The following is a 14,878-nucleotide window of genomic DNA, read 5'->3' on the forward strand; positions in this document are numbered from 1 at the left end:
GGCCGGTCTGCGAACCCTGTCGTCGGGCCCGCCACCCTCGTTCGCAGCGAAACGTCGGGCCTTTTGCAATCCGTAGGAGGCTCCATGACTGTTGTATTCAGCGGGCGTCGCCCCGCGTCTTTTCCTTCTCCACCTTGGCTGTGCCCCGTTCCGTTGCGATTCGGGAGCCGCCAATGACACTCACCAAACGCCGCGTCTATCTTGACGGTGCGCTGGAAGCGCGAGCCTTCCTCTGTCGAACGCAGGCCTACGTGCGCGAGTTCGGGCAGCATCGGCCGCGCCTGCTGCGGCAGCAACTGATGGAGTACACGGGCAGCGCCTATCCGCCCGCATTTGCGCGGGGGTTTGTCGACATGATCGGCGCATACGTGTCGCTGGCACTGGAGCGCAGCGATATCGATCCGGCCACGTGGGAATTGATGGCCGAGGTTGAGCGGCTGCCTTAGAGGCCAGCGGCAGCGCAATCAGCCGCCCAGAATGCGCCGCGCCGCGCGATCCCCCCACCACGCCGCTTCTTCAAAAACCGAATAGCCGGACAGGTCCGCATGCGCGTAGTGGATCGGCCCGGCGCTTTCACGCAGGCGCGCAATGCCCGGTCGAGAGAGGAAGCCCGGTGTGGGAATCGCCATCGCATGGCCGCGTAGCGTCAGGTCTGCCCGGCGGATCTGGGTGCGCAGGCGGATGCCGTACACGGTATCCAGATCGGCCAGCGCCCGATCGAGCAGCGCTTGCGGCGATGCCTTCAGCAGCCATTCACGTGCCGCCTTGGGCGTCATGTCCGACAGCGCCACGTAGGCGGTGAACACACTCTGCGCGGGTGGCCCGACGCGGATGTCCTGGTGATTGGCCACCACATAACCCAACCCCGTACCGCGATACACCACGTTGTCCCACGCCAGCGGCGTGTCGTCGTGTTCGGGCGGAAAGCCATCGATGAGCAGGTTGGCGAGCAGCCACGGCGCGGTTTCGGGCAACTCGGCGGCGGGCACCTCAAAGCCGTCGACGATGTGTTTGGCAACGTGCAGCGGCATCGCGCTGACCACGTGATCGGCCAGCAGCCGAACGACGCGGCCATCCGCTTGCAGCACATCGGCGAAGCCGCGGGCGCCGGCCTCAGTTGTAGTGCCGATGCGGGAGGCGCTGCCGGGCAGCAGGCGGCCGGGTTCATTCAGGCCGGCGGCTTCGAACAGCCGCTCCGCCATCCAGTCCAGGCCTTCCGGCCACGTAAGCACGGTGCCTTGTTCGGCATTGCTGGCCATGCCGCCTCGGCTGGCGAAATAGGCGATGCCGGCCCAGGCGGAAACATGGTCGGCGGTGACGCCGTAATCGTCGCGGCAGCAGTAGTCGGCATACCAGTGCAACGTGGTGGCGCGGTAGCCCTCGCGGTGCAGCCAGTCGCGGAAGGTGAGTGCGTCGAGCGCGCGCCATGCGGGGTCTGCGGACGAGAGCGCCGTCGGCACGATAAAGACGCGGCGGCCGTCGGCACCGGTGGTCTGGCGCAGCCGGTCGATGTGGGCGAAGAACCGTGTGTGCTCGGCGCGTTCGGCTTCGGTAATGCCCTCGTGCGGTACAAAGCCGTCTTGCCAGCGGTGGCCCAGCCACAGGCGCTCATCGGGCGCGTGAACGAGCACGCGTTCGTCGTACGTCGGGCGCAGCGCAAACGGGTCGCGCTCGATCACGCCAAAGTCGGCCAGCATCTCGCGCACGTGCGTCGATTCCATCGACGGCAGCGGCAGGTAATGCGCCCCGGTCGGGAAGCGTTGCGCCCCGAAGGCGCCGCCAGCAGCATTGCCATAGCGCTCCGGGCCTTCCACGACCACCACGTCGCGCCGGCCGCCTTTTGCCAGACGCCACGCGCAGCTCAATCCGCCGATGCCGCTGCCGCAGATGGCGACGCCCACGCGCCGCGTTTCCGATGGTCCCGGCAGCGCGCGCAGGTCGCGCAACTTATGGCCCGCAGCCTGGCCGGGCATGCGCACGTTGGGCGTGATTTCGGTAAAGGCGCGAAAGCCTGCCCACGAACCAGCACCCGCCGCAGCCACACCGGCGGCCGCTGCGCCCACAAGAAAGCTGCGTCGCGTTGCCATCAGCGCAGCACGCCGTGCCAGTCTTCTTCGAAATACCGCACCAGCGACTGGTTGTTCAGCCGGTTGGGCTCCACCTGCGGGCGCGGCATGTCGGGGGCGAAGCTGAACATCTGGTGTGTGGTGTCGGCATCCAGGAAGCGCGTTGGCACGCGGTACGACGTGGGCGGTTTGAAATCCGCGCGGCCCGGCGCGGCCAGGATGAAGCCCCATTCGCCAAACGACGGTACCAGCGCGTGATAGGGCCACGTGCGATAGCCGGCTTCCTTCAGCGTCGCATCCACACACCAGTACGAACGCGGCGCGAAATAGGGCGACGTTGCTTGGATGACGACCAGGCCCGTATCCGCCACATGGCGCGACAGCAACCGGTAGAACGGCACCGAATACAGCTTGCCGATGCTGAAGTTGGACGGGTCCGGAAAATCGACGATGGCCACGTCGAACATGTCGGTGGCGGTCTGCATCCATTGCGCTGCATCGGCGTTGACCACCGTCACGCGCGGGTCGCTGAACGCATGCTGATTGAGCGCGACCAGCGCCTCGGCGTGTGAGAATAGGTTCGTCATGCGCGGGTCCAGGTCGACCAGCGTGACGTGTTCGATTTGCGGGTACTTCAGGATCTGCCGCAGCGCGAGGCCGTCGCCGCCGCCCAGCACCAGCACGCGCCGCGCACCGCGCACCGATTCCAATGCGGGCAGCACCAGCGCTTCGTGATAGCGGTATTCGTCGCGCGAGGAAAATTGCAGGTTGCCGTTGATGTACAGGCGCAGGTCGTCTTTCCAGCGTGTCACCACCAGCCGTTGATACGGCGAGGAAATCGCGTGGATGATCTCGTCGCCAAAGAGCGCGCGTTCCGACCAATGCGTGAGCTTGTCCGATGCGCCAAAGCCCGCAAGCAATGCCGCTGCCACTGCGCCGGCGCGCCACGCAATCGCCGTGCGCATGCGGGCCGTGAGCGCCAGCTCGGCGCGAAAGTGCCACAGCGTCCAGACCGCAATCGCCGTATTGAACAGGCCGAAGAGGAAGCCTGTGCGCACCAGCCCCAGGCGCGGCGCCAGCACCAGCGGAAACAACAGCGACACCGCCAGCGCGCCAAGGTAATCGAACGTCAGCACGCGGCTGACGAGATCAGAAAACTTGGCCTGCCGGCGATGCAGCATGCGCATCACCAGCGGGATCTCCATGCCGACCAGCACGCCGATCACCGTGACCAGCGCGTACAGCACCAGCCGGAACGGCGCCGATTCGAGTGCAAACAACGCAAACAGCGCAGCAGCCGACACGCCGCCAAACAGCCCGACCAGCAATTCCAGATCGACAAAGCGAGCGAGCAGCGCCTCGTCCGCCACGTAGCGCGAGAGCCATGAGCCGATGCCCATGGCAAACAGATAGGCGCCGATGATGGAAGAGAACTGCAGGATGGAATCGCCCAGCAGATACGAAGCCAATGCCCCGGCAATCAGTTCGTACGCCAGCCCGCACGAGGCCACCACGAAGACGGCGAGGACCAGCAGGGCATTACCGCGGCCCGCGGGCTGCGTGGGTTCGTACGTGGCGTCAGGCTGCGGCGTCGACATGCTGCGAAGGTGGAAAATGAAGGGGTGTTAACAAACGGCGGGTGCCAAGGCGAGCGCGATTGTGCCGCCTTTTTTCCCGGCCTGCGAGCCGATTGGTGCGGGGCCGCATCGGGGGGTACGCAAGCGGCGCATCAGCCGCTATAGTGGCGCCACCTATGTACTGCCCGGCCATCCCATGCCCGACATGACCGCTTCCGTGATCGCCTACGCCTCGCACCTGCTGGCGGGCGCCGTGGTGTTCTCCGGCTTCTTCTTCATCTACCTGCGCCTGACGCCGTATGACGAGCTCAAGCTGATCCGCGAAGGCAATATCGCGGCGGCGCTGTCGCTGGCCGGGGCGCTGCTCGGCTTCGTGCTGACCATCGCGTCGAGCATCACGCACGCCGATGGCCTGGTGCCGTTCCTGTTCTGGGCGGTGATGGCGTCGGTGGTGCAGCTGATTGTTTTCCTGGTGCTCACGCGGCTGATGCCGGACTACCGGCTGCAGATCGAGCACAACAACATCGCCGCCGGTATGCTGTTTGGCGTGAGCGCGCTGGCCGTTGGCGTGATCAACGCGGCGTGCCTGTCGTGACCTTGTCCTGATTGTTCCTGCCCCGCGAATCATCGCGAAGGAGTTTGCTGTGAGCCTGTCCAGTTTCATCAAGAAGCAGTTCATCGACATCCTGCAATGGACGGAAAGCGAAGACGGCGTGCTCGCCTGGCGCTATCCGATGCAGGACATGGAAATCCAGAACGGCGGCACCCTGATCGTGCGCGACTCGCAGATGGCGATGTTCGTCAACGAAGGCCAGATCGCCGACGTGTTCAGCGCCGGCACCTTCAAGCTGACCACGCAGACGCTGCCCGTTCTCACGTACCTGAAGAACTGGGACAAGCTGTTCGAGTCCCCCTTCAAGTCCGATGTCTACTACTTCAGCACGCGCCAGCAGCTCGGCCGCCGCTGGGGCACGCCGCAGCCCGTGACGGTGCGCGACAAGGATTTCGGCATGATCCGCCTGCGCGCGTTTGGCGTGTACGCCTACCACGTGGCTGACCCGAAGCTGTTCTATCAGCAGGTGAGCGGCACGCGCGATATCTACACCGTCGATGAAGTCGAAGCGCAACTCGCGCCCGTCATCATGGGTGCGATGGCGACGGCGTTTGGCGAATCCGGTGTGCCGTTCCTGGACCTGGCCGCCAACCAGATGCTGATGTCGAACAAGGTGCGCGAGGCGCTGCTGCCGCAGTTCACGCAGTACGGCCTGGCGCTCGACAGCTTCCAGGTGTCCAGCGTCACGCTGCCGGACGAACTGCAGGCCGCGCTGGACCGCCGCATCAGCATGGACATGACCGGCGACATGCAGCGCTTCACGCAATACCAGACGGCCGAATCGCTGCCGCTGGCGGCACGCAACGAGGGCGGCATCGCGGGCACGGGCGCCGGCCTGGCAGCCGGCCTCGCGATGGGCCAGGCGATGGCCGACAGCCTGCGTACCGCTGTGCAGGGCAACGCCGGCGGTGCGGCGGCTCAACCTGCTGCTGCCGCCGCACCCGCGGCTCCTGCAGCGGACGACCCCACCGCGCGCCTGGCCAAGCTCAAGGAACTGCTCGACAAGGGCCTCATCACGCAAGCTGACTTTGACGCCGGCAAGGCTGCTGTGCTCAAGGCGCTGACCGGAGGCTGAGCCCCGGCCCCCTGATCGGATGACCGGGCGGCACCGCAAGCCGCCCGTTTTTCTGCGCAATCTTTCGCGCAATCGAACGACCTGACCATGTTTCATGCCAACTGCCCGGCGTGTGGCGCGCCGGTGGAACTGAAGTCTGCTGCTGCCGTGATGGCGGTGTGCAGCTTCTGCAAAAGCACGCTCCTGCGCGACGGCGAGACGCTTTCCGACATCGGCAAGATGTCTGCCGTGCTCGAGGACTACGCACGCGTGCAGATCGGCACCACCGGGCGCTACAAGAACAAGGCGTTCACCGTGGTCGGCCGCATCCAGTTGCGCTACGACGCGGGCTTCTGGAACGAGTGGTACGTGCTGTTCGACGACGGCACCGATGGCTGGCTGGCGGAAGCGTCCGGGCAGGTCACGATGACGTTCGCTCGCGGCACGCCCGCCAATGCGGTCGCGTTCGAGGCGCTGCGCCCGGGGCAGCTGTACGACGCCGAAGGCAAGCAGTACGTGCTGTCCGACGTACGTGAAGCCGATTGCACCGGGGGGCAGGGCGAATTGCCGTTCCGCGTGGGCGAAGGCTGGCATGCGCGCGTGGCCGATGGCCGCAGAGAAGACGCCTTCATCACGCTGGACTACTCCGACGGTACGGCGCCAACGCTCTACGTGGGTGAAGCCACCACGCTGGACGTGCTCAAGTGCCAGCTGCTGCGCACCGACGCCGAGATCAAGGAAACTGCCGGCCGCGTCCCCGGCAAGCTCACGAATCTCGATTGCCCGCAGTGCGGCACGTCGATCCCGTTCAGCCCTGGGGTGACGGGCCATGTACTGTGCCCCGGCTGCGGCGCGGCCATCGATGCAGCCACGCCGCGCGGCGACATCATTGCGCGCGCACGGTCGGTGCCGCAGGTCGCCACCACGCTCGAGCTGGGCGACAAGGCGCTCATCGACGGCCTGCAGTGGCAGGTGATCGGCGTGATGCGTCGCACGGCCGTCGACGGCGGCGGCGAATGGTTCGAATACCTGCTGTACACCCCTAAGCGCGGCTTCAGCTGGATGGTCGAAACCGATGACGGCTGGTTCCGTGCCAACGTGCTCGACCGCTGGCCCACCCAGAAGGACGGGCGCACCGCGGTGCTCGACGGCAAGGCCTACGCCCGCGATGAGGATTACACCTCGCGCGTGACGTATGCCGCTGGCGCCTTCAACTGGCGTGTCCAATCGGGCGACCAGACGCGCGTAGTCGAATACACCGCAGGCGAGGAAAGCCTGGCTGCGGAGAGCGACGCGCATGAGCTGACGTGGTCCAGGAGCACGCCGGTCAGCACCGCGCAGATCAAGGCGTGGTTTGGCAAGGTGGTCGCCGAGCCCGTCAAGGCATCGTCGTCGAACTACATGACGGTGGCGGTGGTCGCCTGCGTGCTGCTTGGTTTGCTGAACCTCGTGCCGTTTTTCATGGCGCCTGGCTCGGTGTTCGGGATCACGTTTTTCGCGGCGCTGCTGTTGCTGGTGCCGGCGTGGCTGGTCGCCAAGATTGGGGGCGGGGAATGAAGAACTGGTTCGTTCTCTATGCCGTGGCCGTGGTGATCGGCGCGACGTACATGGACTGGAAGGCCGGCTTTGCCGCGCCGCGCACGCCGTCTTACGGCAGCAGCACGGGCGGATCGTCCTACTGGGGCGGCTCTTCTGGCGGTAGCGGCTATGGCGGCGGTTTCAGCGGGGGCCACAAGTGACGCGCACCGACGCGGCACTTTCTGTGGATGAGGCCCCCGCCGCTGTGGGCGAGCATCTTCTACTCGATCTTTACGGCGTGGCGCCCGCGCTGCTCCGCGATGCGGTGGCGCTGGAAAGCGCGCTGCGCGATGCTGCCGACGCGCTGGGGGCGACCATCCTGCACGCGCATCTGCATCGCTTCGATTCCGTGCGCACGGGTTTGCCCGTTGGCGAGCAGGGCGGCGTGACAGGCGTGCTGCTGCTCGCTGAATCGCATCTTTCGATTCACACCTGGCCCGAGCACGGCTTCGCCGCCATCGATGCATTCATGTGCGGCACCGGTACGACGCATGCCGCGCGGGCGGTGTTCGAGCGGGCCTTGAGGCCGGAGCGCGTTGGCGTGCGCGTCGCCCGCCGCGGTGGCGAGCCCGCCCCGAACTGATCTACACCGGCTGGCGTCGAATATCACGCGATTGCGCCCCAGCCGTTTGGCGGCCAGCAGGGCGGCATCGGCACGCATGATGAGGTCTGTGGGCGTGCACAGATTCTTGCCCGCCTCGCAGCTTGCCAGGCCCACGCTGATGGTGCAGCGGATATTGGCTTCTGGCGCGGCGATCTCCAGCGATTCCACCGCGCTGCGTAGCCGTTCCGCAATGCCGGTGGCCTGCAGTGTGGTCGTATCCGGCAGCACCACCAGGAATTCCTCGCCGCCGTAGCGGCCCACCGCGTCGACGGGGCGCGAATTCACGCGCAGCGTGCGTGCGATCTCAACCAGCACCGCGTCGCCTGCGGGGTGGCCGTAGGTATCGTTCACGCGCTTGAAGTGGTCAACATCCACCACCAGCAAGGAAAGCGGCTGCCCGTGCCGCATCGCGTGGCCGCACTCGCGCGTGAGCAGCTCCATCGCGGCGCGCCGGTTCCAGATGCTGAGCATCGGATCGGTCAGGCTCTCGTGGCGGGCAACCTGCAGCTCGGTCAGGATGGAGCGCTGCGTTTCGCTGAGTTCACGCTCGCGAAAACCCGATTCCACCCAACTGGCCAGGTCATCGAGCAGCTCTCGCTCCGCCTGGTCAAACGCGCGCGGCTTCTGGTCGATCACGCAGAGCGTGCCGACGGCGTAGCCCGCCAGGTTCTTGACGGGCCGGCCGCATAGAAACGGATATGCGGCGCGCCGGTGACTAGCGGGTTGTCTGCAAAGCGTGGGTCGGCCTTGGTGTCCGGAATGACGAGCATCTGCTCTTCGGCCACGGCATGGCCGCAGAACGAGATGTCGCGCCCGGTCTCGCGCACGTTCAGGCCGATGCACGACTTGAACCACTGCCGCTGTGCGTCGATAAGCGACACCAGCACGATCGGCGCGTCGAACACCCGCTTGGTGGTACGGGTCACGCGATCAAACAGTTCCTCATCGGGCGTGGACAGCAACAGCATGTCCTGCAAGGAGGCCAGACGTTGTGCTTCGTTATCCGGGATCGGGGCGGCTTTCATGCGCAAAGGGGCGCCGGTCAGGCCGGCGCACTCGAAACAGCCAACGACAGGGGGATAGCCCACGTGTAGCAAGCCGCGGGCCGGTGACACATCACTTAGCGGCCCACCATGTTCTCGGGCCGTACCCAGGCATCGAACTGCTCCGGCGTGACATAGCCGAGCGCCAGGGCGGCCTCGCGCAGGCTGGTGCCTTCCTTGTGCGCCTTCTTGGCGATCTGCGCCGATTTGTCGTAGCCGATATGCGGGTTGAGCGCCGTCACGAGCATCAGTGAGCGTTGCACCAGCTCGTCGATACGGTCGCGGTTGGGTTCGATGCCCACGGCGCAGTGATCGTTGAAGCTGCGCATGCCGTCGGCCAGCAGGCGCACGCTGTGCAGGAAGTTGTACGCAATCATCGGGCGGAACACGTTCAGTTCGAAGTTGCCCGACGCGCCGCCCACGTTCACGGCGACATCGTTGCCGAAGACCTGCGCGCACAGCATCGTCACCGCTTCGCTCTGCGTGGGGTTGACCTTGCCGGGCATGATCGACGAGCCCGGCTCGTTCTCGGGGATGGAGATTTCGCCCAGCCCGCTGCGCGGGCCGCTCGCCAGCCAGCGGATGTCGTTGGCGATCTTGGTCAGGCTGGCCGCCAGTGTTTTCAGCGCGCCGTGTGCGTGGACCAGGCCATCGGCCGACGCCATGGTCTCGAACTTGTTGGGCGAGGTGACGAAGGGCAGGCCGGTCAGTTGCGCCAGCTCTTCGGCCACCTGTTCGGCGTAACCGGCCGGTGCGTTGAGACCGGTGCCGACCGCCGTGCCGCCCAGCGCAAGTTCGCACAGGTGCGGCAGGGCGGCGTTCAGATGCGTTTCGTTGTGCTGCAGCTGGGCCACGTAGCCGGAGAACTCCTGGCCGAGTGTGAGCGGCGTCGCGTCCTGCAGGTGCGTGCGGCCGATCTTGATGATGTCGTTGAAGTCGGCGGCCTTCTTGGCCAGCGTCTCGCGCAGTGTGCGCAGCGATGGAATGAGGTGGTGCGTGATGGCCGTCACGGCGGCAACGTGCATCGCGGTCGGGAACACATCGTTGGACGACTGGCTGCGGTTCACGTCATCGTTCGGATGCACGAGGCGCGCTTCGCCACGCTCCCCGCCGAGCAGCTCGCTGGCGCGGTTGGCGAGCACCTCGTTCATGTTCATGTTGGTCTGCGTGCCCGAACCCGTTTGCCAGACCACCAGCGGAAATTCGTTCGGGTGTTTGCCCGCGATGACCTCGTCAGCGGCATTGACGATGGCGTTGGCCTTGTCCGCGGAGAGCAGCCCCAGGCGCTGGTTGACGACGGCGCTGGCACGTTTGATGCGGGCGAGCGCGTCGATCAACTCGCGCGGCATGCGGTCGCCCGCAATGTCGAAGTTCTGCAGCGAGCGTTGCGTTTGTGCGCCCCACAGGTGGTCGGCAGGGACTTCGATGGGGCCAAAGGTGTCGCGTTCAGTACGGGTTGTCATGGCTGAAGGAAGGCACGAGGTGACGGGGAAGAACGCTCCAGTATAGGCAGAGCCCAGTGTCCTTGTTGGCGGTAGGGCAGATACGTCTGCCAGCCGGGTACAGCGTTTGCGGGCGCAGGCGAGGCACGCCACAATGACGGCTGCGTCGCACATCTGCCACTTCCGCCCCCGCTCCCGTCCCATGCCCACCACGCCCTCAGCCTCCATCGACGCATCTCTGAAACCGCTGCTCTGGCTGGTGGCGATGGGCCTGTTCATGCAGACGCTCGATTCGACCATCGTCAACACCGCCTTGCCCGCCATGGCGCGCAGCCTGTCGGAGAGCCCGCTGAAGATGCAGTCGGTCATCATCGCCTACACGCTGACGACCGCCATGCTCATGCCCGCCTCCGGCTGGCTGGCCGATCGCTTCGGCACGCGAAAGATGTTCTTCGCCGCCATCTTCCTGTTCACGATTGGCTCCTTGCTGTGCGCGGAATCCCGCAGCCTGACCATGCTGATTGCCGCGCGCGTGGTGCAAGGTGTGGGCGGCGCGTTGCTGATGCCCGTGGGGCGGTTGACCGTGCTGCGTGTGGTGCCGCGCGAGCAGTTTCTGCCGGCCATGAGTTTCGTCACCATCCCGGGGCTGATCGGTCCGCTGATCGGCCCGACGCTGGGGGGCTGGCTGGTGGAGGCCGTGTCGTGGCACTGGATCTTCCTGATCAACATTCCGGTGGGCGTGATCGGTGCGCTGGTCACGCTCAAGGTGATGCCCGATGTGCATGCTGAAGACGACAGCCGCTTCGACTGGTCCGGCTATCTGATGCTGGCCTTCGGCATGGCGGCGGTGTCGTTCTCGCTCGACGGGCTGTCGGAGCTGGGCTTCCAGCACGCGACGGTGCTGGTGCTGCTGATCTTCGGCCTGGCCGCGCTCACGGCGTACTGGCTGCACGCGGGGCGCGTGGCCGGGCCGCTGTTTCCGCGCACGCTGTTCGGCATTCCCAGCTTTTCCATTGGTGTGCTCGGCAACCTGTTTGCACGGATCGGCAGCGGCGGGATGCCGTTCCTCATTCCGCTGCTGCTGCAGGTGAGCCTGGGGTACACGCCGCTGCAGGCCGGGCTGATGATGGTGCCGGTGGCCGCTGCCGGCATGGCCGCCAAGCCTTTGGGCACCTGGGCTATCAAGCGCTACGGATATCGCCGCATGCTGTCCGTCAACACGGTCATGGTCGGCCTGATGATGGCCAGCTTTGCCGTGATGACGCCCAACGTGCCGGTGTGGCTGCGCATCGTGCAATTGGCGATCTTCGGCACCTTCAACTCGATGCAGTTCACGGCCATGAACACGCTCACGCTGAAGGACCTGACCGGCCCGCTGGCCAGCGCGGGCAACAGCATGCTGTCGATGGTGATGATGCTGTCGATGAGCCTGGGCGTAGCCGCCGCCGGCGCACTGTTGACGGGCTTTACCGACTTCACCGCCGGGCCGGAGGGACGCGACACGCTGGCGGCGTTCCACAAGACGTTTGTCTGCGTGGGCGTCATGACCTGTGCGGCCGCGTGGATCTTTGCCCAGCTCTCGCGCTTCGAGTCAACGCACGTCGTCAAGCGGCCCGAGATGGAAGTGCACTGAGCGTGCGCTTCGGCGATTCGGCCGACTACTTTTTCCAGTAGCCGCGCATCTTCTTGCTCAGGTCAACCTTGGCCGCGGCACGCGCTTCGGCTGCGGGGTCTGCGCCGGGCTCCGGTTCTGGCCATGCGCACGCTTCGAACAGCGGCAGCAGCGCAGGCGGAATGAAGCGCGTGCGCGATGCGTAGATGTGCCGGTCGCCGTTGGGGGTTTGCTGCGTGACGTAGAAGCGTTGCGGCACCAGGATGTCCAGATGCTCGCGCGCACGCGTCATCGCCACGTAAAGCAGCCGGCGTTCTTCTTCCAGTTCTTCGTGCGAACCCGCGCCCAGATCGGCCGGCATGCAGCCGTCCACGGCGTTCAGCACATACACGGCCTTCCACTCCTGGCCTTTCGATGAATGGATCGTCGAGAGGATCAGGTAGTCCTCATCGCGGTACGGGTCGCCCGATTCATCGCTGGTCAGCTCGGGCGGGTCGAGCGTCATTTCGGTCAGGAACCGCTCGCGCGTGGCGTAGGTGGCGGCCATGCGGGCGAGCTGGTCCAGATCGCCCTGGCGCACGGCCGCATCGTCGTGCAGGCGCTCCATGTGCGGTGAATACCAGGCGCCGACGGCTTCGAGTTCAGCGGCCCATTCCAGGCTGTCTTTGGGCGTGCGCAGGGTTTGCATGAGCGCCATCAGCGCGGTCCAGTCGCCGGCCAGCCGTGCCGGCGGTTCGTAGGCGAGCAGCGCGGCAATCGGGTCCGCCGCTTCCGCCATGGCGTCGAGCACGCGTGCCGCCGTGGCCGGGCCAGCGCCCGGCAGCAACTGGATCACGCGAAACCCGGCAATGCGGTTGCGCGGGTTCTCGGCCCAGCGCAGCACCGACAGCACGTCCTTCACATGCGCGGCTTCCAGAAACTTGAGGCCGCCGTATTTCACGAACGGGATGTTGCGGCGCGTGAGTTCGATTTCCAGCGGCGCGCTGTGGCTCGCGGTGCGAAACAGCACCGCCTGCGATTTCAGCGTCAGGCCGCCTTCACGGTGATGCAGCACCCGCTCGGCCACGCAACGCGCCTGTTCGGCCTCGTCACGCACCGAAATCAAGCGCGGGCGATGCGTCGATGCACGGTCCGTCCACAACGTCTTGGCAAAGCGCTCCGTGGCAAAACGCATCACGCCGTTGGAGGCATCCAGAATCGGTTGCGTCGAACGGTAATTGCGCTCCAGCAGCACCGTGTGCGCGGGCCGAGAAAAGTGGCGCGGGAAGTCGAGGATATTGCGCACCGTCGCCGCGCGAAATGCGTAGATCGACTGCGCGTCGTCGCCCACCACGGTCACACCGCGGCCGTCCGGACGCAGCGCACGCAGGATGGACGACTGCAGCCGGTTCGTGTCCTGGTATTCGTCGACGAGGATGTGGTCGAAGCGCGCGCCGATCTCGGCCGCCAGTTCTGCGTCGGACACCATCGCGTGCCAGTAGAGCAGCAGATCGTCGTAATCGAGCACGTGCTGCGCCTGCTTGGCTTCGACATACGCGTCGAACAGCGTGCGCAACTGCGTCTCCCACATCGCGCACCACGGAAAGTGGTGCTTGAGCACGGCGTTCAGCGGGCTCTCGGCGTTGATGGCGCGCGAGTAGATCGCGATGCAGGTCTGCTTGAGCGGGAAGCGGCGTTCCTTGGTCGACAGGTTCAGTTCATGGCGCACGACGTTGAGCAGATCGGCCGAATCGCTGCGGTCGTGGATGGTGAAATCGGGGGCGAGGCCGACGCGCTCGGCATATTCGCGCAGCAGGCGCGCGCCGATGCCGTGGAAGGTGCCGGCCCAGGGCAGCGTGGTCTTGTATGACGTGCCCGCGGAATTGAGCGCGTTGTTCGATCGCTCGCCTTGCATGGCGCGCGCCAGCAGGTGGCCGGCACGGTTCGACAGCTCGCTCGCCGCGCGGCGGGAAAACGTCAACAGCAGGATGCGTTGCGGATCGGCGCCGTTGGCCACCAGATGCGCCACGCGCCAGCCCAGGGTGTGCGTCTTGCCGGAGCCCGCACCGGCGAGCACGAGCAGCGGGCCGGTTTCCGCCGCGTCCGCCCCGGAAATGCCGAACTCGACCGCCTGGCGCTGCTGGTCGTTCAGCTGGGCCAGGTAACCGGGCGTGGCCGGCACAGTGGCGGTGTCTGGGGTGGGGGAAGCGGCAAGCACGGCAGGGCGTCACAAAAAATAACTGTATGAATATACAGCACTGTGATGCCTGCCTGTGGAAAGTGGGGGTGGTGAACGGAACGCTGACGGCGGTGGCCGATTAGATCCCGTCCCGCAGCTTTTTGGCGAAGTCCTCCGGCGATGCCCGCCGGTTGACCGCATCCACCAGATCCGCCAGGAACCAGGGCAGCACGAGCTGCGTGCCCGGATCGCTCAGGCCGACACGGAGCCTCTCTGTAGCGGCGGGTTCGGCTGGCTTCGCCTGCTGGGCGGCCTGCGGAGGCTGGCTGTGGGCGAGCATCCCTTGCAGGTCCTGATCGGTGAACGTGAACGTTGACGTGGTCAGGGCCGAGGCGGTCATCGCTGCGGACATCAGCATCGTGGCCACGACGAGGTGTTTGAGGGTATTGGCAGGCATCGCGGCCTCCGGGACAAAGCGGTTGGATGAGGGGCGACCGGCGTGCAGCGCGGCGGCCGCAGCAATGATCCACCCTCCGATCCTGGCGGTGGCTTAGGGTTCCGTTTCGCTCAGGAAATCCTCAATGTGGCGCGCAATCCGATCAATTGACCTGCGGTTGCAGGGCGATCACGGCCATCCCCGTCAACGCAATGGCTGCGCCGCCGATATCCCAGCGGGTGAGCGTCACGCCGTCGACGAGACGCAGCCACACCAGTGCCACGGCGATATACACGCCGCCGTATGCGGCATAGGTGCGGCCGGCCGCGGTCGGGTGCAATGTCAGCAACCACGCAAACAGCGCCAGCGAGGCGGCCGCCGGCAGCAACAGCCAGATCGGCTTGTCTTGCCGCAGCACGAGCCACGGCAGATAGCAGCCGACGATTTCCGCCACGGCGGTGACGGCAAACAGCACGGCGATACGAAGCAGTTCCAAACCAGGCCCCGAAGCAGTCAATACGCAGACGGCGCCGATTGTGGCATGTGCGGCCGTGCTACCGCGATGGTCATCCGGTCTCAGGCGGGCGCGGCGGCGTGCGCCTGCAGCAACGCATCGATCTCGGCTTGCGTGCCCGCATACGCGCCGGCGCGCGTGGCGGTGAGGGCGGCGCGCTGCGGCTTGGCGCAGATGTGCC

At 66.1% G+C, this 14,878-nt stretch carries 14 protein-coding genes and 1 pseudogene; 7 read left to right on the top strand and 8 right to left on the bottom strand.

All coding sequences use genetic code 11. The features are described 5' to 3' along the window. Positions 1-173 precede the first annotated feature (173 nt). Positions 174-446, top strand: coding sequence for a hypothetical protein (locus FUT88_RS20755; RefSeq protein WP_063394231.1), 273 nt, complete (start codon positions 174-176; stop codon positions 444-446). An 18-nt stretch (positions 447-464) separates the two neighbouring features. Here the strand turns inward: FUT88_RS20755 and FUT88_RS20760 are convergent, their stop codons facing one another. Further along, positions 465-2,087 (bottom strand): FAD-dependent oxidoreductase, encoded by a 1,623-nt coding sequence (locus FUT88_RS20760; protein ID WP_147217935.1) that lies wholly within the window; start codon positions 2,085-2,087, stop codon positions 465-467. Beyond that, positions 2,087-3,664, bottom strand: a complete 1,578-nt coding sequence (locus FUT88_RS20765; RefSeq protein WP_147217937.1) for a polyamine aminopropyltransferase — start codon at positions 3,662-3,664, stop codon at positions 2,087-2,089. The genes FUT88_RS20760 and FUT88_RS20765 overlap by 1 nt, the downstream gene beginning before the upstream one ends. Before the next feature lie 175 nt (positions 3,665-3,839). Here FUT88_RS20765 and FUT88_RS20770 point away from each other — a divergent pair, with 175 nt between their 5' ends. The 5 genes from FUT88_RS20770 to speD all read left to right on the top strand — a co-directional run bounded on the left by FUT88_RS20770 (position 3,840) and on the right by speD (position 7,471). After that, complete coding sequence (locus tag FUT88_RS20770) at positions 3,840-4,238, top strand: DUF350 domain-containing protein (RefSeq protein ID WP_063394234.1); 399 nt, start codon at positions 3,840-3,842, stop codon at positions 4,236-4,238. A 49-nt stretch (positions 4,239-4,287) separates the two neighbouring features. Beyond that, positions 4,288-5,331, top strand: coding sequence for an SPFH domain-containing protein (locus FUT88_RS20775; RefSeq protein WP_147217939.1), 1,044 nt, complete (start codon positions 4,288-4,290; stop codon positions 5,329-5,331). A gap of 87 nt (positions 5,332-5,418) precedes the next feature. Beyond that, a complete protein-coding gene (locus FUT88_RS20780; RefSeq protein ID WP_147217941.1) occupies positions 5,419-6,867 on the top strand; it encodes a DUF4178 domain-containing protein in 1,449 nt (482 codons plus the stop codon). Next, the gene (locus FUT88_RS20785; RefSeq protein ID WP_039375299.1) at positions 6,864-7,049 is read left to right on the top strand and encodes a hypothetical protein; all 186 of its coding nucleotides are present in this window, start codon (positions 6,864-6,866) and stop codon (positions 7,047-7,049) included. Before FUT88_RS20780 ends, FUT88_RS20785 begins: the two co-directional genes overlap by 4 nt. Beyond that, complete coding sequence (speD, locus tag FUT88_RS20790; RefSeq protein WP_147217963.1) at positions 7,046-7,471, top strand: adenosylmethionine decarboxylase; 426 nt, start codon at positions 7,046-7,048, stop codon at positions 7,469-7,471. The genes FUT88_RS20785 and speD overlap by 4 nt, the downstream gene beginning before the upstream one ends. An 81-nt stretch (positions 7,472-7,552) precedes the next feature. Here speD and FUT88_RS26880 read toward each other — a convergent pair. The 3 genes and pseudogenes from FUT88_RS26880 to fumC all read right to left on the bottom strand — a co-directional run. Then, positions 7,553-7,963, bottom strand: a pseudogene (locus tag FUT88_RS26880) (GGDEF domain-containing protein); the annotation flags it as partial. Between the two features lie 161 nt (positions 7,964-8,124). Then, complete coding sequence (locus FUT88_RS26885) at positions 8,125-8,517, bottom strand: GAF domain-containing protein (RefSeq protein ID WP_261797237.1); 393 nt, start codon at positions 8,515-8,517, stop codon at positions 8,125-8,127. A gap of 95 nt (positions 8,518-8,612) precedes the next feature. After that, complete coding sequence (fumC, locus tag FUT88_RS20800) at positions 8,613-9,998, bottom strand: class II fumarate hydratase (protein WP_147217943.1); 1,386 nt, start codon at positions 9,996-9,998, stop codon at positions 8,613-8,615. A gap of 181 nt (positions 9,999-10,179) precedes the next feature. On the opposite strand from fumC, the gene mdtD reads away from it, so the two are divergent. Continuing rightward, entirely contained in the window at positions 10,180-11,610 is a 1,431-nt protein-coding gene (gene mdtD, locus FUT88_RS20805) for a multidrug transporter subunit MdtD (protein WP_147217945.1), read from the top strand. Between the two features lie 25 nt (positions 11,611-11,635). Here the strand turns inward: mdtD and FUT88_RS20810 are convergent, their stop codons facing one another. The 3 genes from FUT88_RS20810 to FUT88_RS20820 form a co-directional block, all read right to left on the bottom strand. Next, on the bottom strand, positions 11,636-13,786 hold the full coding sequence (locus FUT88_RS20810) for an ATP-dependent helicase (protein WP_147217947.1): 2,151 nt from the start codon (positions 13,784-13,786) through the stop codon (positions 11,636-11,638). Positions 13,787-13,886: 100 nt separating this feature from the next. Next, the gene (locus tag FUT88_RS20815; protein WP_147217948.1) at positions 13,887-14,204 is read right to left on the bottom strand and encodes a hypothetical protein; all 318 of its coding nucleotides are present in this window, start codon (positions 14,202-14,204) and stop codon (positions 13,887-13,889) included. 142 nt (positions 14,205-14,346) lie between these two features. Beyond that, positions 14,347-14,679 (bottom strand): YnfA family protein, encoded by a 333-nt coding sequence (locus FUT88_RS20820; RefSeq protein WP_147217950.1) that lies wholly within the window; start codon positions 14,677-14,679, stop codon positions 14,347-14,349. Between the last annotated feature and the right edge of the window lie 199 nt (positions 14,680-14,878).

This window comes from Ralstonia sp. TCR112 (genome assembly GCF_007997035.1).
Taxonomy (GTDB): Bacteria; Pseudomonadota; Gammaproteobacteria; order Burkholderiales; family Burkholderiaceae; genus Ralstonia; species Ralstonia edaphi.

Coding starts and splice junctions, on each gene's coding strand:
- FUT88_RS20755 (WP_063394231.1), top strand. CDS start 174: ATGACACTCACCAAACGCCGCGTCTATCTTGACGGTGCGCTGGAAGCG.
- FUT88_RS20760 (WP_147217935.1), bottom strand. CDS start 2,087: ATGGCAACGCGACGCAGCTTTCTTGTGGGCGCAGCGGCCGCCGGTGTG.
- FUT88_RS20765 (WP_147217937.1), bottom strand. CDS start 3,664: ATGTCGACGCCGCAGCCTGACGCCACGTACGAACCCACGCAGCCCGCG.
- FUT88_RS20770 (WP_063394234.1), top strand. CDS start 3,840: ATGCCCGACATGACCGCTTCCGTGATCGCCTACGCCTCGCACCTGCTG.
- FUT88_RS20780 (WP_147217941.1), top strand. CDS start 5,419: ATGTTTCATGCCAACTGCCCGGCGTGTGGCGCGCCGGTGGAACTGAAG.
- FUT88_RS20785 (WP_039375299.1), top strand. CDS start 6,864: ATGAAGAACTGGTTCGTTCTCTATGCCGTGGCCGTGGTGATCGGCGCG.
- FUT88_RS26885 (WP_261797237.1), bottom strand. CDS start 8,517: ATGAAAGCCGCCCCGATCCCGGATAACGAAGCACAACGTCTGGCCTCC.
- fumC (WP_147217943.1), bottom strand. CDS start 9,998: ATGACAACCCGTACTGAACGCGACACCTTTGGCCCCATCGAAGTCCCT.
- mdtD (WP_147217945.1), top strand. CDS start 10,180: ATGCCCACCACGCCCTCAGCCTCCATCGACGCATCTCTGAAACCGCTG.
- FUT88_RS20815 (WP_147217948.1), bottom strand. CDS start 14,204: ATGCCTGCCAATACCCTCAAACACCTCGTCGTGGCCACGATGCTGATG.